This window comes from Magnetococcales bacterium, from assembly GCA_015228935.1.
Taxonomy (GTDB): Bacteria; Pseudomonadota; Magnetococcia; order Magnetococcales; family DC0425bin3; genus HA3dbin3.
In genome coordinates, this window is the sequence record JADGCO010000050.1 from 1 (window position 1) to 20,864 (window position 20,864).

General features: G+C 51.2%; 17 protein-coding genes. 8 read left to right on the forward strand and 9 right to left on the reverse strand.

The features are described from left to right. Window positions 1-55: 55 nt before the first annotated feature. On the reverse strand, window positions 56-1,351 hold the full coding sequence (locus HQL65_12495; protein MBF0137051.1) for an insulinase family protein: 1,296 nt from the start codon (window positions 1,349-1,351) through the stop codon (window positions 56-58). Window positions 1,352-1,511: 160 nt separating this feature from the next. Further along, entirely contained in the window at window positions 1,512-3,164 is a 1,653-nt protein-coding gene (locus tag HQL65_12500) for a hypothetical protein (protein MBF0137052.1), read from the reverse strand. 517 nt (window positions 3,165-3,681) lie between these two features. Between HQL65_12500 and ftsW the strand changes: the two genes are divergently transcribed. The 4 genes from ftsW to HQL65_12520 all read left to right on the forward strand — a co-directional run bounded on the left by ftsW (window position 3,682) and on the right by HQL65_12520 (window position 9,089). Continuing rightward, the gene (ftsW, locus tag HQL65_12505; GenBank protein MBF0137053.1) at window positions 3,682-4,833 is read left to right on the forward strand and encodes a putative lipid II flippase FtsW; all 1,152 of its coding nucleotides are present in this window, start codon (window positions 3,682-3,684) and stop codon (window positions 4,831-4,833) included. Between the two features lie 28 nt (window positions 4,834-4,861). After that, on the forward strand, window positions 4,862-5,998 hold the full coding sequence (gene murG / locus HQL65_12510; GenBank protein MBF0137054.1) for an undecaprenyldiphospho-muramoylpentapeptide beta-N-acetylglucosaminyltransferase: 1,137 nt from the start codon (window positions 4,862-4,864) through the stop codon (window positions 5,996-5,998). 164 nt (window positions 5,999-6,162) lie between these two features. After that, window positions 6,163-7,689 (forward strand): MBOAT family protein, encoded by a 1,527-nt coding sequence (locus HQL65_12515; GenBank protein ID MBF0137055.1) that lies wholly within the window; start codon window positions 6,163-6,165, stop codon window positions 7,687-7,689. Between the two features lie 278 nt (window positions 7,690-7,967). After that, entirely contained in the window at window positions 7,968-9,089 is a 1,122-nt protein-coding gene (locus HQL65_12520) for a hypothetical protein (GenBank protein ID MBF0137056.1), read from the forward strand. Here HQL65_12520 and HQL65_12525 read toward each other — a convergent pair. Continuing rightward, window positions 9,035-10,186 carry a PilZ domain-containing protein gene (locus tag HQL65_12525; protein MBF0137057.1) on the reverse strand — a complete coding sequence of 384 codons (1,152 nt, stop codon included), beginning with the start codon at window positions 10,184-10,186 and terminating at the stop codon, window positions 9,035-9,037. The genes HQL65_12520 and HQL65_12525 overlap by 55 nt on opposite strands. A 174-nt stretch (window positions 10,187-10,360) precedes the next feature. Here HQL65_12525 and yrfG point away from each other — a divergent pair, with 174 nt between their 5' ends. Both yrfG and HQL65_12535 read left to right on the forward strand, forming a co-directional pair. Next, window positions 10,361-11,068 (forward strand): GMP/IMP nucleotidase, encoded by a 708-nt coding sequence (yrfG, locus tag HQL65_12530; protein ID MBF0137058.1) that lies wholly within the window; start codon window positions 10,361-10,363, stop codon window positions 11,066-11,068. After that, a complete protein-coding gene (locus HQL65_12535) occupies window positions 11,061-11,933 on the forward strand; it encodes a hypothetical protein (protein ID MBF0137059.1) in 873 nt (290 codons plus the stop codon). The genes yrfG and HQL65_12535 overlap by 8 nt, the downstream gene beginning before the upstream one ends. Here the strand turns inward: HQL65_12535 and HQL65_12540 are convergent. Continuing rightward, a complete protein-coding gene (locus HQL65_12540) occupies window positions 11,930-12,742 on the reverse strand; it encodes a hypothetical protein (protein MBF0137060.1) in 813 nt (270 codons plus the stop codon). The two genes, HQL65_12535 and HQL65_12540, sit on opposite strands and share 4 nt — an antisense overlap. An 88-nt stretch (window positions 12,743-12,830) precedes the next feature. Here HQL65_12540 and HQL65_12545 point away from each other — a divergent pair, with 88 nt between their 5' ends. Next, complete coding sequence (locus HQL65_12545) at window positions 12,831-13,760, forward strand: hypothetical protein (GenBank protein ID MBF0137061.1); 930 nt, start codon at window positions 12,831-12,833, stop codon at window positions 13,758-13,760. A 36-nt stretch (window positions 13,761-13,796) separates the two neighbouring features. Here HQL65_12545 and HQL65_12550 read toward each other — a convergent pair whose 3' ends face one another. Both HQL65_12550 and HQL65_12555 read right to left on the reverse strand, forming a co-directional pair. Next, complete coding sequence (locus HQL65_12550; GenBank protein ID MBF0137062.1) at window positions 13,797-14,426, reverse strand: MBL fold metallo-hydrolase; 630 nt, start codon at window positions 14,424-14,426, stop codon at window positions 13,797-13,799. Beyond that, on the reverse strand, window positions 14,410-14,709 hold the full coding sequence (locus HQL65_12555) for a WGR domain-containing protein (GenBank protein MBF0137063.1): 300 nt from the start codon (window positions 14,707-14,709) through the stop codon (window positions 14,410-14,412). Before HQL65_12555 ends, HQL65_12550 begins: the two co-directional genes overlap by 17 nt. 38 nt (window positions 14,710-14,747) lie before the next feature. On the opposite strand from HQL65_12555, the gene HQL65_12560 reads away from it, so the two are divergent. Further along, window positions 14,748-15,155 (forward strand): M67 family metallopeptidase, encoded by a 408-nt coding sequence (locus HQL65_12560; protein MBF0137064.1) that lies wholly within the window; start codon window positions 14,748-14,750, stop codon window positions 15,153-15,155. Between the two features lie 136 nt (window positions 15,156-15,291). Here the strand turns inward: HQL65_12560 and HQL65_12565 are convergent, their stop codons facing one another. The 3 genes from HQL65_12565 to HQL65_12575 all read right to left on the reverse strand — a co-directional run bounded on the left by HQL65_12565 (window position 15,292) and on the right by HQL65_12575 (window position 20,628). Further along, a complete protein-coding gene (locus HQL65_12565) occupies window positions 15,292-17,751 on the reverse strand; it encodes an AsmA family protein (protein MBF0137065.1) in 2,460 nt (819 codons plus the stop codon). A gap of 296 nt (window positions 17,752-18,047) precedes the next feature. After that, a complete protein-coding gene (locus tag HQL65_12570) occupies window positions 18,048-18,410 on the reverse strand; it encodes a hypothetical protein (GenBank protein MBF0137066.1) in 363 nt (120 codons plus the stop codon). A 223-nt stretch (window positions 18,411-18,633) separates the two neighbouring features. Continuing rightward, window positions 18,634-20,628, reverse strand: coding sequence for a methyl-accepting chemotaxis protein (locus HQL65_12575; protein MBF0137067.1), 1,995 nt, complete (start codon window positions 20,626-20,628; stop codon window positions 18,634-18,636). Window positions 20,629-20,864 lie beyond the last annotated feature (236 nt).

Genomic DNA, 20,864 nt, shown 5'->3' on the forward strand with positions numbered 1-20,864 from the left:
CCCCCTGGACCCCCATCCCAGTTTTTCAAACGTTTTGAATGGGAAGGCTGAATAGTTACTTTTTTTTCTGATACTGTTCTTTCAGGTGGGGCAGGAGGGTCCGGGCCTGGGGACCCACCAGGACCACGACCAGGTTGTGGGGTTGGGTCAATTCCCGGGCAATGGACGGGAGGGTATTGGGGTCGATGGCGCAGACCCGTTTCCAGGCGGCGGTCAGGGGTTCGACCTGGGTGAAGAGCCGGTCGGCCACATAACGTTCCATGAGTTCTACCGGGCGATCCAGGGTGGTGATCAGGGCAGCCTGCCAGCGGGTGAGAATGCGGGTCCATTCGGCATGTGTGGGCGGGAATTGGCGCAAGGCAGCCAGTTCGTCCAGAATGGCAGCAAAAACCGCCGCCAGATTTTCCGGAGAGACCGAAGCCCCGATCTCCACGGATCCTGCGTCGGACAAGGCTGTGTAGGCGGCCCACAGATCGTAAACCAGACCCTGCTTTTCGCGCAGTGTGGCCTGGAGACGGGAGCCGAAGCCATCATCAAGAATGCGGCGCAAAGCCATCAGGGGATAATGGTCCCGTTCCAGAAAACCTTTGGAGCGGTAAAACAGGGAAAGGGTGAGTTGGGCGGTTTGATCGTTGACCGCTACCCAGTGGGGACCGGCAGACATGGGGGGCGGAGGGGGGGAGGGGAGGGGCGTGCCGGCAGGGAGATTTCCCAGGGCGGCTTCAGTCAGACGCAGGGCCGATGGATGCTGAAGCGGGCCGAAAAAAGCGATGGCCATGTTGTTGCCACAGTAGTGCCGGGCCAGAAATTTTCGCAGCGCCTGACTGTCGAGGTTCTTGATGGTTTGACGATTGCCGAGGATGGAACGGGCCAGCGGGTGGTTTGGCCAGAGGATTTCTCCGGCGAGAATGGCGGGAATGGTCATCTCGCCCTGGTCGTTTTCATCCTCCCGCATTTCAGCGATGACCACCTGCCGTTCCGTATCGATCCCGGTGAACGCGGGTTGCGTGAACATGGCGCAAAAGGTGGCAAATCCCTCCTCCAGAAAGGCAGGGGGCAGGGTGATCCAATAGGCGTTGTACTCCTGACTCGTGGCGGCATTCATGTCCGCCGCCAGGGCCTCCAGATGGATGTGAAACTCGGTGGGATCCGGAATACGTTCAATGCCCTTGAACAGCATGTGTTCCAGAAAATGCGCCATGCCGGATTCAGCATCACTTTCAAAGCGGCTGCCGGCCCGTACCAGCAGGGTGACGCCCACCTCGTGCAGCCAGGGCATGGGAAAGGTGCAGAGCGTCAGGCCGTTTTTCAACCGGGAGAGATGAAACTCCGGTTCGGGAATATCAATCATTGCTGTTTTTCGATTCTCTCCGGATACCGGGTCACGTCGGTCACCATGATCGCTGTGGGCCGGAAACACTCCCCGTTTTCGTGCTGAATGTCAAGGTGTTTCACGTCGTTGGATTCGTTCAACGTCGGCCATCATTGGTTTTGGTGTTTTTTTATTGTCGTTATTTTTTGGCCAGGAACCGTTCAACGATGACCATGTTTCGCTGGCACGTATCCATGCTGTCACGGTCCGCGATTGCCTTGGCAGTTTTGCAGGCTTCCCGGAACAGGGCCAGTCCTTGGCGAGCTTTTTCCGGATTGTTTTCCTGTTCTCCCCGGTGGGCCAGAACACTCCCTAGATCATTTTGAATTTCGGCCAATTTTTGTGCATCCTGCCCTGGCGTCAATACGGTCATGGCATCCCGATAAGACTCTTCTGCCTTGTCGTACAGGCTTGATTCATGGTTCTGAACGGCCACAAAAAATGCATGTTCCCCCAGAGTTGTCTTGACCTTGATCCAGGCTTCCGGACGTTTTTCCGGCTTCAGGAAGGGCAGGGCTTGTTCCAGGGCGGTGATGGACTCCTGCAACAGCGGCACATTTTTTTCCAGGTTTCCCAAGGTCCACAGGGCATGACTCAATCTCATGTTCAGGTCAATGAACGGTTCCGGAACCAGGGGCGGGGCGAGAAGGGCAATCCCTTCCTGCATGATTTTGATCCCTTCCCGGATTTTTTTGGGCTGTTTTTTCGCCTCGCCGATAACAGCCTGGATGGAACCAATCCGGCCTTGATACTCTCCCCATTCCAGGGGATGTTTTTGCCTGGGCCAGGCTTTTTGGGCCTCTTGATAGGCCTTGATGGCCTCTTTGGCTTGGGAATCGCCCGATTTGACAAACGCGGTCATCTCCAGCCAGGTTTTGGCGATGGAATTCCAGGTCCCGGACCATTGTTTGGGGTACATGGCCGGCTGCCATATTTCCAGGGCAGATTTAAAGTTGACCAAGGCTTTTTCCAGCCAGGGACGTTGATGCTGCCATATGCCCAGGTATGACGCCGCGACGCCTTTGTCGTGTTGGATTTCGGCCCAGAGGTGCGGATGGCCATCCCGGTGCAACTCTTTTTCGGCTTCCGAAAACAGTTCCAACGCCTCCTGCAACAGGGGTGCTGTATGCCTTGTTTTGGCAAGATTGATCAGGGCAGTGGCCAAATTTTTTTGAGCCTGGCCCCAGGCGATGGGTTGCTGTTGACGTGACTGCGCGGCCACCACCTGTCGCCAGCCTGTCACCACAGCAGAGGAGAGGGAATGATCATCCAAAATTTTTTTTTGTTTTTCGAGGGATTCAACCGATTTTTGCAGGTATTCACCCACCCGGGACGGATCCACCTCGGCGGTCAGGTTTGCCAATGTCTGGTAATGTCCGGCGGCCTCTTGAAATTTCCAACGCAGGGTGGCCAACCCCCCCCGCTGGTCAATAATGAGCATTTTTTCCCGGGGCTGCATGCCAGGCAGTTCCGCCCAGCGTGCCAATTCCTGGTCTGCTGCGGCAAAATCGGCAGTATCCAATGCACGAACCAGATTGGCTTTCAGGGTGGTCACTTCCGGGATTTTTTGTTCCGCAACATGGCTGAATTCATGTAATATTTCATAATCACGCTGCATCACTTCCAGATATTTGGGCGTCAACTGAATTTCCACCCCCTGCCCGGCCATGATGTCCAGCAGGGCCGGGGTTATCTTCTTGAGCCAAGGATTGTTTTTTTCCTCCTGGACCGGTTTTCCGCCTGTTGTATCCTCCTGGGATTCGGCCGGGTGTACCCATCCCGTCAGGATCATCAGGCATGATACCATGGCGCGCATGGAACATGAAAAATTCTTAATGTTATGGCAACCCATTGATTTTCCCCAGATGCAAGATTATCCAAATCATGCAAGAAAGCGTCATGAACCAACACAATCATCCAGTTGAGTGAAGTCCTGCATCAAACCGGCGTGGAAAAGCCGACCCGGTTCCACATCAGGCCAGAAAGGACGACCGCCGGGGCATGGTATAATAATTAGATAGGATATTGCAAAGCGTTTTTTTCAGGGCCATGGGATTCCTGAATGGTCATTCCAACTTTACAACTTGTCTGGCCATGCGTCTCTGGCTAGAGTCGGATATTTTCGGAAGCTTGGTTCGGAATTTTGCCGGACAGAAGATGCGGGCCTCGGAAACTTGGTTCGGAATCTTGCCGGACAGAAGATGCGGGCCGTTTTTTTGGGCGATTTTCAGGGTTCGGAGTCATGGATGAAATCCGCATGAGAGATTTTTTGGTTCAACGATTCCCAATGGATTGCCGGGAGATGGTTCATGGCATCTGACAAAAAAGATTTCATGAGCCAACTGGGTCAGATGGATCTGTGGTTGGCAGGAACGGCCCTGACCCTGGTGGCTATCGGCCAGGTGATGGTCTATTCGGCTTCGGTGCCCCTGGCCGTGCGTCGGTTCAACGATGCAGGCCATTTTGCCGTGCGCAACCTGATATTTGCCGCGATCGGAATCCTGGTGGCCATCCTCATCAGCCGGCTCTCCATGGAATCCATTCGTCAGTTGGGGCGCATCGGTTTTTGGATCTCCCTTCTGACACTGGCTGTCGTCTTGATTCCCGGCTTGGGAATTGAAGGAGGCGGTGCCCGGCGTTGGATCAATTTTCGGGTTTTCACCTTGCAACCCTCGGAACCCTTCAAGGTCATGCTTGTGCTGTTTGTGGCACATGTGCTGGAAACCGACCCCGGTCGTGTCCTGCGGCTGAAAGGGGGATTGTTGCCTCTGCTGATGCTGTTTGGCGTATCGGCTGCCCTGCTCATGTCCGAGCCGGACTTTGGTGCCACCCTGATCTCCGGCACGGTGGTGCTGGGCATGGTTTTTGTGGCCGGAATTCCTTTTGCCTGGATTGTTTTTCTGGTGGTTTCGGCCATTCCTGCTGCCGCCGCCGGCGTCATCATGGCCCCCTACCGGTTTCAACGGGTCATGTCATTCTGGGATCCATGGGACGATCCCCAGGATACCGATTTTCAACTGGTGCAATCCCTGCTCTCTTTCGGCAGCGGGGGCGTCAGCGGGACCGGCCTGGGCGAAGGCCGCCAGAAACAGTTCTACCTGCCTGAATCCCATACGGACTTTATTTTCTCCGTGATTGGCGAAGAGCTGGGCCTGTTTTGGGTCCTGTTGATCATAGCCCTGTTTGCCGTTCTGATCTGGCGCGCCTTTGCCATTGCCCGGGCTACACCGGATCCCTACGTTCGCCTGGGTGCTGCCGGACTGGGGATCTTGCTGGGCACCCAGTCCATTGCCAACATGGGGGTGGTGATGGGCCTGCTTCCCCCCAAGGGATTGACCTTACCCCTGGTGAGTTACGGGGGATCGTCCCTGATCATCACCATGAGCATCATTGGTTTGTTGCTGGCTTTTTCTCGCACCGTTCCCCCGTTGCACCATGCCAGCCGGGTGGGCCGGGAGTAGACGGGTGGATCGGGAGCAGGAGAGTCACATGGACGGTGCCGACAGGCCAGCCTCCCACATCAAGATGCCGCGTCTGTTGATTGCCGGCGGCGGAACCGGTGGACATCTGTTTCCGGCCATGGCCGTGGCCGATGCCTGGCAGGAGGTCACGGGGGGAGAGGTCCTCTTCGTAGGGACTCCCTGGGGTTTGGAAAGTCGGCTCCTGCCCCGGGAGGGACGCCGTCTGGCAACCTTGCGCGTGGGTCGCCTCAAGGGTGGTGGCATCTTGCGTCGCCTGCATACCCTGGCCGGTCTGGCCCCGGCCTTGTGGGGGGCATGGGCCATTTTGCGGGAGTTTCAACCCCATGTCGTTCTGGGGGTCGGAGGCTATGCCTCGGCCCCGGCTGTGGTCGCTGCCCGGCTTTTGGGACTGCCGGCCGTCCTGCATGAACAGAATGCCCTGCCCGGTCTCGCCAATCGATTGCTGGGACGGCTGGCCCACACCATCTGTGTGAGTTTTCCCCAGGCCGCTTCCCTGTTTCCTGGCCGAAAGGTCCTCTCCACCGGCAATCCGGTTCGTGGAAGTCTCGTGCAGGCGGCGGGGACGCCCAGAATTTCCTCGCCCGGAGACCCGTTGCAGGTGTTGATTTTTGGGGGCAGCCAGGGGGCACAAGTGTTCACGGACGTGGTCCCCGCCGCCCTGGCCGCCCTGGCGAAACCGGGAAATCATGTTCCGATCCGGGTACAACACCAGGTACGGGAAGCCGATGTCACCACGGTGGAAACCTTCTATCGCCAGGCAGGGATCCCCGCCATCTGTGCCCCCTTTTTTCAGGACATGGCCGGGGCTTATGCGGCTGCCGATCTGGTCATTGCCCGGGCCGGTGCCACCACGCTGGCCGAACTGATGATCATGGGAAAACCGGCACTGTTGATACCCTATCCCTTCGCCGCCGATGATCACCAGACAGCCAATGCCCGGGCACTGGTGGAGGCCGGCGGTGCCTGGATGCAAACCCAGACCGGGTTCACCGTTTCCTGGCTGACAGAATTTTTGCAGCAGCGCCTGGCGGATCGGCAAGGGTTGGAACAAGTCGGAAAACGGGCCGGTTCCCTGGCCAATCCCCATGCCGCCCGCCAGATTGTGGCCATCCTGACGGCTCTGGCACGCTCACAAAATCATTAAGAGGCTGTCCAATAACTTGTCAATTTCAAAAAACAAATGAAAAACTGGGATGGAGGTCCAGGAGGAAGGGCTGTGCCCTTTCTCCTGGCGGGGTTTGGGGCGGAGCCCCAATAAAATCTTTCTTTCCAATCTGTTTTTTTGGAAAGTTAATGGGCAGCCTCTAAATGCTTTTCAACTCTTTTACTTTCGTTTTCGAATTTCTTCCCCTGACCCTGCTCATCTTTCACGGCATGGGTCGCAATTTTGGGCGACAGCCGGCTTTCATCGCCTTGTTTCTTTGTTCTGTTTTTTTTTACGGCTGGCGGTTGCCGCAATATATTCCGATCCTGATTTTTACCATTTGTTTCACTTGGTTTACCGCCGCCATGATGATTCGACACCACTCTTTGCGACATCAGTTGCTGTGGATGGGCGTGGCCGGCAACCTGTCACTTTTGATCTTTTTCAAATACACCAACTTTATTCTCGACAATCTTGCTTTTGCAGTTCCGATTGAATTTCGGGTTCCCTACGTTCTGCCACCAGGAATTTCATTTTTCGTCTTTCAAAAAATTGCCTACCTGGTGGATGTGGCCCGGCAGGATGATGTTCATGAGACCAATTTTTGGAATTTTGGGCTTTTCGTGGCTTTTTTCCCCCAGTTGGTGGCCGGTCCCATCGTTCATTACGGGGAGATCATGCCTCAGTTTTACCAGCCCAGAAAATTTCCTGATTTCAATCACATTACAGTTGGATTGATCATTTTCATCCTTGGTTTGTTCAAAAAACTGATTGTGGCCGACTCATTGGCCGAAGTGGCGGATCCCATCTTTGCCCTGGTGGACCGTGGCGGACCGGATCCAGGCTTTCTGCTCTCCTGGACCGGAGCCTTGGCCTTTACATTTCAGCTTTACTTTGACTTCAGTGGTTATAGTGACATGGCCATCGGGCTGGCACTCTGCTTTTCAATTCGCCTGCCGCTCAATTTTTGGTCACCCTATAAAGCACGGAACATCATTGAATTCTGGAAATGCTGGCACGTGACCTTGTCGCGTTTTTTGCAGAATTATCTTTACATTCCCCTGGGCGGCAACCGGCATGGCCCATGGCGACGTTATCGCAATCTCATGCTGACCATGCTGTTGGGCGGCTTATGGCATGGTGCTGGCTGGAATTTTGTCTTTTGGGGATTTCTGCATGGCCTCTACTTGACAATCAATCATGGTTGGCGTCACTGGCGCGGGTCGCGGGTTGAATTTCGGTTCGGCGGGCATGTTTCCCGTCTACTCACCTTCCTGTGCGTGGTTGTGGCCTGGGTATTTTTCCGGGCCAAAACGTTCAGTGGTGCCAAAACGCTTCTGGGTGGCATGTTTTCCTGGCCGACGCTTTTTCCAGACAAGTTCAACGGCGTGGCCGCAGAAAATTTTTTACTGGCCATGGGGCAATCTTTTCCGGGTGGTGATCCAGGGCATCTGTGGTACCTGCCTGCCTTCATGGTGCTTCTCTATGGAATCACCCTCATGGCTCCCAATACCATGCAGATTTTGGGTTGGGAACGAACAGCATGGTCACTCGACACGACCCGGTTTCTGGAAATACCTCCTGTCAGGAACATGTTGACACCTGCACGGAAATTGATTTTGATGATCGTTTCCCTGCTGGTCGGTATGCAACTCTACAGGCCCCAGGTCTTTCTCTATTTTCAATTTTAGAGGCTGTCTAATAATTTGTTCATTTCAATAAAAACGAATGAAAAACTGGGATGGAGGTCCAGGAGGAAGGGCTGTGCCCTTCCTCTTGGCGGGGTTTGGGGCTTAAGCCCCAATAAAATCTTTCTTTCCATTTTTTTTTTGTAACTGTTCAGCCACTCCCGTTAAAAAACGTTTGAAAAACTGGGTTGGAGGTCTGTTCTGAATGTTTACGATGATTCCAAATAACAGCAATATTCTGTCTCGTTATTTTGTTATTTATTATTTTTCGGGAAAATGCCATGGATGATTTGAATAGACGTTACGCTCTTCTTTGGATAAAATATATTTATCTTGGCATCCTGGGAGGGTATTTGTTGGGAATACCTCTGCACTGGTTTGGTGTGGACATTTCCACCTTGTCGGGAATGCGTCACAATCAGAGTATTTATCATACAACAGAAAATCAATATGAATGGCTCATGGCACCCCGTCGGCAAGGGGGCTGGCGTCCCATACAAACCCCTGCCGCAGGCATGATCGAAGACCGACAGTACTATTTTGACATGGATGGAATTCGCACCAATCTGAAGAACAGTACCCTCTTTTTTTTGGGTCACAGCCGCTGCCAGTTTGGTTTTTCCAGGGATGCCCTGGAAACGTTTTTTGCTGCCCATGGCATCAAATTTCACTTTCTCTGTTTTGGTTTGGCAGGAATTCACTGGCCTATGGAAATACTGGAAAAACAGGGTATTCAGCCCGGAATGCTGGTGTTGAACGTGGATCAGGGTTTCTTTGATTGGGACCCCCACACAAAACTGGACCTCGACAAAACCCCGGACAAAATCGAATCCTGGTGGCTCTACCGCATTTCTCTCTGGCAGTTGGATTTTTTCGACTGGATCAACGACCGGTTTTACCGTCATCTTTGGTCGGGGAAAAGATTGGCTCCCACCGGTCTGGTGTATGCGTCGGAGAAAAACGGCATGTGGGACGCACGCGGCTTTAAAAGTCATGTACAACCCAAAAATGAAGCCGTTTCAGGAAAAGTATGTGGTCCCCTGCCAGAGTGGGAACGTCAGGCAATCCTCTCCTGGAAAACCCACATCAAGGAAGCCTTTGCCAAACCACCTGCCATCCTGTTGATCCAGGTCCCGGCACCCGACCATTGTACGGATCGTCTGGCTCGAATTGCCGCAATCTGGGGTCCGGAGGCGGATTATTTCCAGTTCACCGACTACGCACACCTGGCGGTGTTCGATGGCAGCCATTTGAATTCGGAAGGAAATAAATTATATACGTCAGGATTTATAAAATACTGTCAGCAAAATATTACAAACCAGACAAAATCCACCAACACGACAGGTTTTCAATCGAGCAGGGATTTGCTTTGCAGTTCACGCACCACTTCGGCTTGTCGTTGATAAACATACTGGGAAATAAACACCTCGGCATCCGTACCGGATTGAAATTTAAGTCCCAGGAGAGCGTGTTTTTTTCTGGTTCCCGGCTTGACGACCATGATCGTTCCCTGCAACCTCAAGGTTTGCATGTGTCGTGGGGTGATGGTGATTTCGACAGGGGTACCTGACCGATACGCGCCCTCCGGAACCAGAACTCCCATGCCACCCATGGAAATATCTTGAATATTGCCCGTAATTTTGACACCCGATAACGTCACCATGTCTGCCACGAGCGGTTCACTCTCCTTGGGACGGACCCGCACCTGAGCGCGTTCATCCATGCCCACGGTGGAATATTCCAGTTTATTGAATACAGCCTCATTTTTGGATCTTTGTATCGATACCAGAGAGGCCTTGATGGTTCCGGGCAACATTTCGTGTTTCAAATAGGTAAAACGATCCTCAACGATCACCGTTGCCTGATAGCGATGAACCCGCAATGAAACCTGATTGCGTTGCGCCGCAATCTGGAGGATGGAGGCTTCATAAGAGATGGGAACATCCTGATAAAGATTGAAACAGAGCAGACCGGAATTTTTTTTCTTGATTTCAAAAAGCGTATCCAGCAAGGACTCCTGGGCCAGATTTTTGGCGCGTTGTGCATCTGCTTCCCTGGCCGCTTTTTCTTCAGGCGTTTCTGAAGTCACGGAGAGGCGCTTTTGCCCGGTTGCCGTGGAAATATCTCCCAGACTGAGATCCAGGAAGCGCTGGAATTCACTGATTTGTCGGGTGCATTCTTCGTTTTGGTAGGCAACGACATCCTTCTTCATTTCAAGAAGTGTTTGTGCCAAGGCTTCCCGCTCAGTCAGCAGCTCCTGATAACACTTTTCCTCTTCTCCGGAAATGACAGGCAATCTTTTCATCTGCATGCCGGGATAAAAATGCCGATAATATAAATACCCGGCAGCATAGGAAAGCGAACTGGGGATGGATTTGTTTTTATCTCCCCGAACAGCGGCTTGATTTTTTAAAAAAATTTTTACAAACTGACCGACGTATTGTTGAAAAAAAGGTCGCAATCTTTGCAGAGCTTGTTGATCAAAGGTTGCTTCACTCATTGTTTTGTTTCTCCAAACAAACAATAAACGGTCATGATCAAAGATCCCATGCCCATGGCCGAAAGGATGATCATGGCTCCTCTACCCTTCATCTCCAGCCATTGCATCCATCCTACCATGAAGGCATCCTGTCATTTCAACGGGCGCAACAGGACTGAGGAACTCTTGCATAAAGTGAGCCTACTTGATTCAAATCTGACGAACGCACCACAACGGTCTGGTGCGGGTATTGACTGGTCACAAATCCAGACCATCCTTTTGGACATGGACGGTACCCTGCTGGATCGACATTTTGACGACGTTTTTTTCCTGCAAACCATTCCAGAAGCCTATGCTGCTTTGCATCATCTGGACCTGGATGTTTCCCGGCAGAGGGTCTTGATTGCCTATAAACAGGTGGAAGGCACACTGAATTGGTATGATCTGGACTATTGGTCCCGGCAATTGAACCTGGATGTTCCGGCGCTTCAACAGCAGGTAGCTCATTTGATCCAGACTCACCCTCATGTGACCAATTTTCTTCAGCAACTCCAGAAGCAGGGTCACCCCGTACACCTTGTTACCAATGCCCACCCTCAATCCCTGGCATTGAAATTATCCCGCACTCCCATAGGATTGTACCTGACCGGCATCGTGACCAGTCATGATTTTGGATATCCCAAAGAATACACGCAATTTTGGGATCTTTTGCAAAAAAAATTGGGATTTGATCCGGCCAGGACCCTGTTTGTGGATGATTCCGAGGCGATTTTGGAAAGAGCTGCCGCTTTTGGCATTGGCCACCTTGTACACATGGCACAGCCCAGTTCGGCCATTCCTCCGGCTTTTTCGCGCCGATTTTTTTCCATCGTTGGTTTTCACCAGATTCACGGCCATGAATGATACGGCCATGATCAACCTTTCGGCCATGGGTATGGACTCTTCGAATGATACGATCTTTTTTTCCCAACGGTTCAGGTCGTGTAACCTTGTGCATCGTTTTGGCTACGACTCGAAAAAGCCTGATCGTTTATTGTCTTTGGGAAGAGTGATTCTGGCGCTGACCTTGCCCTCCCTGCTGGGATGCAATGTTCCTGTATCTCATGAAAATCATTCTGTCAAGCAAATTTCATCCGCTTTTCAACAAGAAACAAATTTGCTGGCTCATTCCCGTATCGCTTTTGATAAAATCATTTCCGGTCAGACATCCACGTTGGATTTGCATCAGCTTGGCTTCGACCCAATTCGTTCAACCAATATTCAGGTACTCAATTGGCAGGAAGTGGTTGATCATTTTAACTATGATCTTAAACATCCGAAAAATCAAGAAATATTTGATCCTGGGATTCGCTACTGCATTCGCTCGCAAAAGCATTGTCAGGGTTACAAAATTACAATCAAGGAAGCGGATCATGTCGATGTAAAAACAACATTAAGTCCAGTCAAAACGCCTCCTGCGGCAATTATTTTAATTAAAAATGACTTGATTGTTTTTAAACAATGGAACGGTCAACCTGATGCTCAGATATCTAAACAACCTTCTTTTGAAATTAACGATAAAAGTAAACAAAAAAAATTGTCAGAGTCGTCTAAACAATCCATGATTGACACGAAAGAACAAAATAATCACAAAAATCCATCGGAATTTAATCCGAAATCCGCATCAAAAACAAATAAAAATAAACATGGCGTTTCGCCAGTCTCCATTCCGGCGCAAGCACTCACTGTCACGCCTAATCTGCAAAAAGAAATTTTAGATTGGAATTAGTCGTGGTGTAAATTATAAACTAATTGTGACCAGGAAAATTTCGGTAATAAAGGGATGGCTGGCGGGTAAAAATTTCCACTTCTGGAATAGAGTCCATAAATGGCCCAAAAATTGTCATTTTTTACAAATAAATCTAAATTTTGATTCTCAACCAAATTGTTCTCCTTGCTCCGGATAATTTTTTTGTATCGATGTATGGTTAAGGGGTTTTCATTATTGTCTAAAGCAATAAAATTGTTTAATGATCCTAAGTACATCCACCCTTTTCGAGTCAGGACCTCAGACGCAGCGTGACTGATTATGGCTTTGTCTAAAAAAGACCAGGGAAGATTTGATTTAAAAACGTACAAGCTCACGTGTCGTATCTTGAAGCCGTAGTATTCTAAAAATTTTTCAATAAATCGTGAGCGATCAAAGCAGCAACCGTTTTCTTCACTTTTTATAAAAAACTCCGGTTCCAAAACCAGTCTATTATCTGTTATGCATATATTATTGTAGCGATCCTGTAATGTTTTGCTAAGTTCGGTGATGCAATTTAATTCCATGTCAAATGTATCGTGTTGGTTGCAAACGTGACTCAGGCCAAGACTATCAAACGCAAGAATATCTCCATCTGTTATATTACTATCTACGTTCGTAATTTTAAAAATTATAAATACTGATATTGCAAGAAGTGCAATATTTAACAATTTATAGCTGATTGCTAACTTATAATATTGTGTGATGTTTATAAGCATATTTTGCTTTTTCAAAAAATAAAAAGCATTTTCTTCATTTTTATTTTTAACTATTTCTTTAGATACGCTCATGTTAACTTTTTACCTGTTCGTTGACGGTACAATAAATCGAATTTTATTGTTTGCCATTCAGTTACTGACTACAATAGGAGGATCCACCATGAAGATAACAATCTATCGAATTTTGTTAATAAAATCTATTTTAATTTTATCTATAGCTACATTAATTGCAAAGACCGAAACACCAATAAATATAGCGCTATGGTTTGTTCAAACATATCCAGACCTTTTTCGTTCACATTTTAATGTATGGAGAGAAAATAAAAAAATTTCAGACCAAATAATAGCTTTCATCCTTTCTCAAAAATTGGCGGGCGACTGGGTGACTCGCGAGTTGAACAGCATGGGCGACATGGAAAATAAATCCATGGAAGAACAGGCTTTGACAATCAAAAATAACCTTCAAAACAAAATACTCCATTTCAATGGAACGTATGAAACGCCTCTTTGGACATTCCAACGTCTTGTTGCAGGAAGCTCATTGTGTGATGGCTACAATCATCTCCATGGCTTGTTGCTCAATCAATTTCATCCACAGATAAGTCTGTTTGCTTTATGGGATCCGATTCAAAAGGAGTCTCCCCACACCCTCCTGAAAATCAACAATACACAAGTGTCAGTATATATCGATTTTTTTATGGAACCTCTGGTCACGACGGATGAAAGAGTGCATCGCAAGTCCTCCCTTGGAGCATCCCAGACCATTTTGCAAAGTCACTCTTCCTTTCCTCCGTCGTTTTATGCAAACGGCTTTGTCATGAAAACCATGGTACCCATGCTTTTCAATTTTGGTACCCTGCGTTTGTTCAAAACGGACCCGTCTTCCGGCAATTGGGACCCACCCAGGGATTCGTGGCTGGCCTACCTGCGTGGGCGTATTTTCCATTTGTACCACTTGGAAAAACCGGCCAAGCAACATTATCAGCAGGTTGTGAACAACCACTGCCAGGAAGCATTTTGTCAAACCGCTCGGCTTTTCCTGAACATTTTGTCGGAAAGGGACAGCCCCCCCAGGCGGGACGGAGAGTAACACCCCGGCAAGGTTCAGGGAAGAAATTTTCTCTTGTCATGGGTTCAGGAAGGGATTGTGTCGTCGTTCCCGGTTGATGGTGGTATGGGGGCCATGCCCTGGATAACAGGCAAGATTATCGGGAAGTACCAGGAGCCTTGTCTGGATGGAGCGGATCAGTTGATTATGGTTGCCACCGGGAAAATCGGTACGGCCGATAGAGCCGGCAAAGAGGGTATCGCCAACGGCCATGCCATTGGACCACCGCAAACAAACCCCGCCTGGGGAGTGCCCCGGTGTATGAATGACCTCCAGGGTCAGGCCGGGGAATTCCAGTTTGTCGCCATCGCCGATGGTCCGGTCAATGCGGGGAACCTGGCCAAATGGCATGCCCCAGAAAGCGGCATGGGAGGGGGCCTGTTCCACCAGTTCGCGTTCTTCCGCATGGATCCAGAATTCGCAGCCGGTGGCTTCCTGCAGGGCGGCCACGCCGCCGATGTGGTCGAAATGGGCGTGGGTATTGACGATATGGGTCAGTTTCAGTTGCAAGGCTTTCAATCTGGCCAGGAGTTTGTTGGCATCGCCACCCGGATCGATCAATATGGCCGTGCCGCTGTCACGAGATCCCAATATTTGGCAGTTGACAAGCAGAGGACCCGTTTCCACAATTTCATGAATCAGACTCATCAGGTTTGTTCTCCTTATGGATGAAAGGGGCCAGGGAGGCTTTGACCCCCTCCTGCATGACCACTCGATACCCTTCGTTGATCAAACGGTCACGTAATTCCTGCATGGAGGCCAGTGCCTCCTGCATTTCGTCAAAGGGTTTTTTGCGCAAGGTACCGGGAGATCCTGCGCGTCCCCATTCCCGAATCACATGCCAACGTCCCAGCAGATCCGGTTGAATCTGGATGGAGTAGAATGTGATCAGGCTTGTTGCCGGATTCAACCGCTGCAAATACACCTTCATGGGAACGATTTCTTTCGTGTCAAACCAGAGAGGCCGAAATGTGGACCATACCACGGACCGTTGTCAATCATATCCTGGGCCATGCCCAACGCACAGCCCCCTTGGAGTGTGTCGGCGTCCTGTCCGGAAACAATTGCCAGGTAACCGGGTGGCACCCTCTGCCCAACTTGTGCCGCGACCCGTACCATTTTTGGGCCGATCCGGAAAAAGAGGTACGCCTTTTTCGGGAACTGCGCACCGCCGGCCTTGAGGTCGTGGCCATCTATCACAGCCACCCTACCGGACCTCTCGACCCCTCTCCGACGGACATTGCCGAACATGCATATCCTCATGCCTTGTATTTGATCGTTTCCCTGGAAACCCGGGGCCGCATCGAGCTGGGCGGCTTTCTGATTCGGGACGGTCGTGCCGAACCCCAGGAACTTTGCATCCGTGAGGGGAGTTGATCCTGAAACATTGGCCATGCCTTCCCCAGGAACCCTGCTGCACTGAAAAATCACCACCCCTGTCCATTGGTCTGTGCCAAATCCGGAACCCTTGTTTTTCTGCACAAAGCACGGCTCCGGAAAATTTTCTGTACGGTCAAAATGGCAACAGCTTGTTCAGGGAAGAACCGAACTTTTTTTCAAGCTTGTTCAGTTTTTCCTGTACCTTCGGGTCCCGAAGCTTTTCTTCGAGTTTGTTGCCGATTTTTTCCACGGCCTTGGTGCGCATGGCCGACTCCAGCAATTTGGCCAATTCCACCTGAATTGTTGGCTGTCGCCAGGCTCCGGTAAAGCGCACCGGAACATCCAGACCTCGCAAGTCCGTGACGGTATGGTCAATGCCTTCCAATGCCGGCAGGAACTGTGCCTTGATGCCATAATCCATCTGTTGCCGCACCAGGTCAAACTGACCGGCACCCTGCATGGTGAGCAGTCCGGAAACGGCTTTCAAATCCGGGTTGTCCACCACGCCCTGGCGAATTGTTGCGGTGGCGGTCAGTTCTGAAAAAGGGGTTTTGCCCCGGTCGGCCTGCAAGGCGGTCACCGGACGACTTTTCAATGTGGCATAGGTGGTCAGAATGCGATGTTCCAGATCGACACCTTCCAAAGCGCCGTCGTGAACCGCCAGTTGCAGGGTTCCATTCAGGGTTTTGCGCCAGGTGTCTGCTGCACCAAGCCGGGTCTCGAACCGGGTTTGACCATCGACCCGACCACTGATGGGGTGCGGCATGTCGCCGTCCCGTGGCAACTGGGTCAGATCGATGCCTTTCCACTGTGCCCTGTTGACTTGCAACAGAGGTTCCTGACCCTGCATGTCGAATTGCAGGTTGGTTTCGAGGCTGCCACCGTAGAGATTGCCCCGCAACGGTTCGACCTTGACCAGACCCTGTCCGGTACGCACGGTCAAATCCGCTTTGGTGACGGTGACACTGCGTATCTTGAACTGTTCAGCCTGCACTTTTCCCTGCCAATCCCCTCGGATCATCCTGTCCAGCAGGGTGGGACCAGGGGTATCTGTTTGCACCAAGCCATTTCCGGGCATGGTCTCGTATTGTTCTTCGTCCGGATCGAGATCATCGCCAGGATCATCCATGATATCTTCATCATGCTCAAGATCGATTTTGCCTTGCATCCGGGTGGTTGGGTCGGGTACGGCAGCGGATGCGACAGACGCATTCCGAGTGGCGGATGCAGGCACCGCTTGAGTGGCGGACATTGGGGAGTGCCCTGCTTGATATCTGTCTGCATCCATTTGATCCAATTGCAGATCAAAACGTACCGCCGGTTTTTGAAAATGGTCAATCCGCAGGGTGCCGGTCAGATGGGTTGCATCCAGGCGTCCCTTGATTTCCGACAAGGCCAGATGATCCAGACCCAGTTGCAGCGTTGTTTTCAACTCTGCAACCTGCATCACTTTGGCATCCCGGAAAGCCAGCGTGGTACGGTCCAGCCGTTTCAGCAGCGTCTGGGGGGAAAACTCCACCAGGGTCAAAACCGATGTGAAGGACGGCGCATGCAATATTTTTTGACCTTCCAGGGTTCCCTGGATTTGCAGATGGTCCAGAAGCGTCATGCGCAGACCGGTCATGTGCAGAGTTTCTGCCACCCAATTCACGTTCAGATCGCCCGATAGTTTCAGATTGGCCCCGGCAGCCGGGGCCTCGCCTCCCTGGGCATCCACGTACAGATCGGTCTTGTCGGTCTGGATGGTTTTTTGTTTCAGGTCGGCCAGTATTTCGGTGTGCAGGGTGGCCTGAATGGTTTCCACTGTGGGCAGATCGTTGCCGGAAACCATCAGGTTGAGACGGGAATTTTTGATTTCGAGGGTTTTCCGGGTGTCATTCCAGAAAACCTGGCCGGTGATCCCGAGCGAGCCAGCCAACTCTGGATGTGCCAGACTCCACGACGTATCCAGGTAGCCGTTCACGGGTTGTCCGGCACGGAGTGGGCCACTTTCCAGGTTGAACTCTTCCAGGGCCAGGCTGTTGCCGGTGGCCTCATCCTGAAAACGCATGGCACCACTGCTGATTTTGATGCCATTGATGGTCAGGGATGAGAGGGCCAGCAAGGTTGCTCCGTTCTGTGGGGGCAAACCGGTGGTCGTGGTCGTGGTCGTGGTCGTCCCGGGTGCTACAGGCATGTTGCTGGTAAAAATCTCCTGCATGCCTGACCAGTTGCCGCGTCCGGCCCGGTCGCGGGCCAGATTGAAATACACCCCCTGAATGGCAATCCTGTCCACTTCCAGGTGGCGTTGCAACAACGGCAGAAGTTTGACCTTGACGACAATTTCTTCCATTTCGACCATCGGTTCCGGTCCAAACAACGGATCGTTGGCCAGGGTGGCGTTCGCAACCTTGAATCCGATCCAGGGATAAAAAGTCAGGGCAATATCGCCCTGTATCATCAACTGCCGACCGGTATTCTTTTCTACCCAGGCGGAAATCCGGCTTTTGATCTGGCCTGGAGAGATCGCCCTGTCGGCCCACAGGGCCACACCTCCGACCATGACACCTGATACAAGGAAAAAAATCAGTAGTTTCTTGACCTTCCCACCCATGTTGGCTCCTGCCGGGACATCATCCTGTCCATCTGCATCACACCTGTTGGTTCATGGCCGGTATGGCAAACCAGAAACGGCAACCATTGTCCCAGGCCGTCCACTCCCGAGAAATACCTCATTAAACCTGCCTGTTTCAACGGTAAATCACATATGGAACGAAATGTTTCCCGGAAAAAAATATTACGAAGAATGGATTTTCTTATAACATTAATAATCAAAACCCCGTCAGGATCCGGAATGAATGACTTTTAGTGGTGTATCTGTTTGGTGGCATCGTCTGCTTTTTTGTATATTTATTCAAGCATGACAGACACAACCAAAGGAACCAGTTTTGATTTGTTGCATTCCGGGTTGCCATTGCACGCATCTGCCAGCACTTTTTCGACTCTGTATGTCAGCTTGACAACTTTACCGATTGAGTTTTTGTCGGACTCGAAACGGTCACAAATTTCAAAAACAGCCATTTCCGTAAATGTTTTTCCGGTAGAATCTTTCATCTCCAGGTAACATGCAACATCACCAGAAATCGCAGATATCAGCATTCCAGAAGATTTCTTTGTTACACCACCAACCTCGACCATATCTGCCGCCAAAAGATTTTGGCTCATCAGGAAAAATGAACAAAAACCAAGCAGGACCTGCGTGACGTGTTTCATGAAAAGTTTCCTAATCCAGGATTATAATGGGCTATGGCATGTTCTCTTCCAGCAGCTCGGCCATGTGCATCTTTACCCCTTCATTAAAAGGATTTGACATGGAAGACTTTGTTGGGGCTCCGCCCCAAACCCCGCCAAGAGGAAGGGCACAGCCCTTCCTCCTGGACCTCCTTCCCAGTTTTTCAAACGTTTACTAAAAGAGGGGGGCTGAATAGTCACCATTTCAGAAGGATTCAAAATCGTCACCCGGAGTGGAAGCGGTCTTTTGGTGTGCAATCTGCCGGACCTCCTTCGGTTTGGGATTTTTTAGATTATTGGAGGCTTTGTTCGTGAAGACAGGTTTGGCGGAGGTCGTCGGTTTTGCCGACTTTTCCCGTGCGGCAGAGGCATGATTGACCTGCATGTCCAGATTAGGCAATTTAAAGGCGGCCAGGGCTTCCATCAGGGTTTCAGAAGAGTTGGAAAGTTCATCTGCCGTGGCGGACATTTCCTCGGCTGTACCGGCATTTTTCTGGATGACTTGATCGAGTTGTTGCAGGGCTTGGTTGATCTGACCGGTGCCCTGGTTTTGTTCGGCGCTGGCGGTGGCGATTTCCTGCACCAGATCGGCGGTTTTTTGGATATCCGGCACCAGTTTGGCGAGAACGGACCCGGCTTTTTCTGCCATGGCCACGGTGGACGACGAGAGTGTGGTGATTTCCCCGGCGGCGGCCTGGCTGCGTTCGGCCAGCTTGCGCACCTCGGCGGCGACCACGGCAAAGCCTTTGCCATGTTCACCCGCCCGGGCGGCCTCGATGGCGGCATTCAAGGCCAACAAATTGGTTTGCCGGGCAATTTCCTCGATGATTCCAATTTTGCCGGCAATTTCCTTCATGGCTGCCACGGCCTCGTTGACGGCCTGACCACTCTCTTCCGCCCCCTTGGCCGCCTGCCGGGATATTTTTTGCGTGGTCTGGGCATTTTCGGTGTTGTTGGAAATGTTGGCTGTCATCTGTTCCATGGCCGCAGAGGTCTCCTCCACGGAGGCTGCCTGCTCGGTGGCACCATGGGCCACCTCATTCGCTGCTGCGGAAATTTCGTGACTTCCCGACGCCACCCGTTTGGCGGTAACCGCGATTTCCATGAAAGATTGCGTCAATTTATCCAGAGCCACGTTGAAGGAACGCGCCATCATGCCAATCTCATCCCGACTGACGAACGTGCAGGGTGTGGTCAGATCGCCATTTCCCATACGCGAGGCAAAGGCCTCCAGCCGGCGTACCGGATTGGCAATGGCCCGCGTAATGCCGGTGGCAAACAGAATGCCAAACAAGAGGGCAACTCCACTGACGGACAAGGCTTTTCGGGAACTCTCCGTCACCATTTGACTGGTTTCCGTGACACTCTTGGCCATCAGGTCCGTGCCATCCTTTTGCAGATCTTCCACAATCGGCTCGATCTTATGGACGGCTTCCCGCATTTGGGCTACTATTTTGATGACGTTTTCTTTTTCCTGGACCAGAGCCAGGAAGGCCCGGTGATAATTTTCCAGCATGGCTTCAAGGCCCTTTTTGCCCTCTTCCGCAATCTCGGACTCCTTGATGTTATGGCGGATCGTCGTCAGGAGTTTGGCCACGCCCTCCACATATTTTTTGTCCCCCCGCATCAGAAAATCTTTTTCGTGGCGACGCATGAACAAATAGTCACGCCAGATATCCGTCACATAGTAATTCCGCATGATTTTCTCGGCGTCACGCGCCGTGCCGCTCATGGCCTTGTAAGAGTCGGTGTTGGGTTTTTCGGCCAGGGTTTCGTCCCGATAAAGCTGCACGGCCTGGATATACTTTTGCATGGCTTCCTGCAATTTCGATTTCAATTGGGCATCCAGAAGTGATCCCGCCAGATCCTCCTGAAACAGTTTGGCATTCTTTTGAAGTTTCGTAAAATATTGATCGTCCTTGCGCACAACAAAATCTTTTTCATTCCGCCGCATTTCCAGCAACCAGATCATCATCTTTGCAATATCGAAATTGTTCAGTGTTTTTTCCAATTCATGGGCAGACTTGCGGAATGCTCCCTGAAATCCTGTCTCCGGTGTCAAGCCCATTCTTTCATGACTCTTGAATACTTCCAAAAAAGCGGTCTGATATTCCCCTGCCGTTGTCCGAATCTTGCCTGCATCATCGGCAAGCATCTGGTTGTTCATCTCTTTGCCAATTCTGCTTACCTGTTCCGCCATTTTGTCGATGACCACAACGGCGTCTTTAACCTTTTCGACGTATTTTGGATCCAGACTCAACAAAAAGTCCTTTTCGCTCCGCCGTGCCTGGAGCATGGCGTTGCCTGTCTGGGTTGCATTGGATTTGATGACTTCCGCCTGGGCCAACATTTGCTCGTAGTTGCTTTGTGCCTTGGAAAGGGCTGTCTGATACTGGGCAATGATTCCCAAAACGAGCAGACCCACCAGACCAAAGC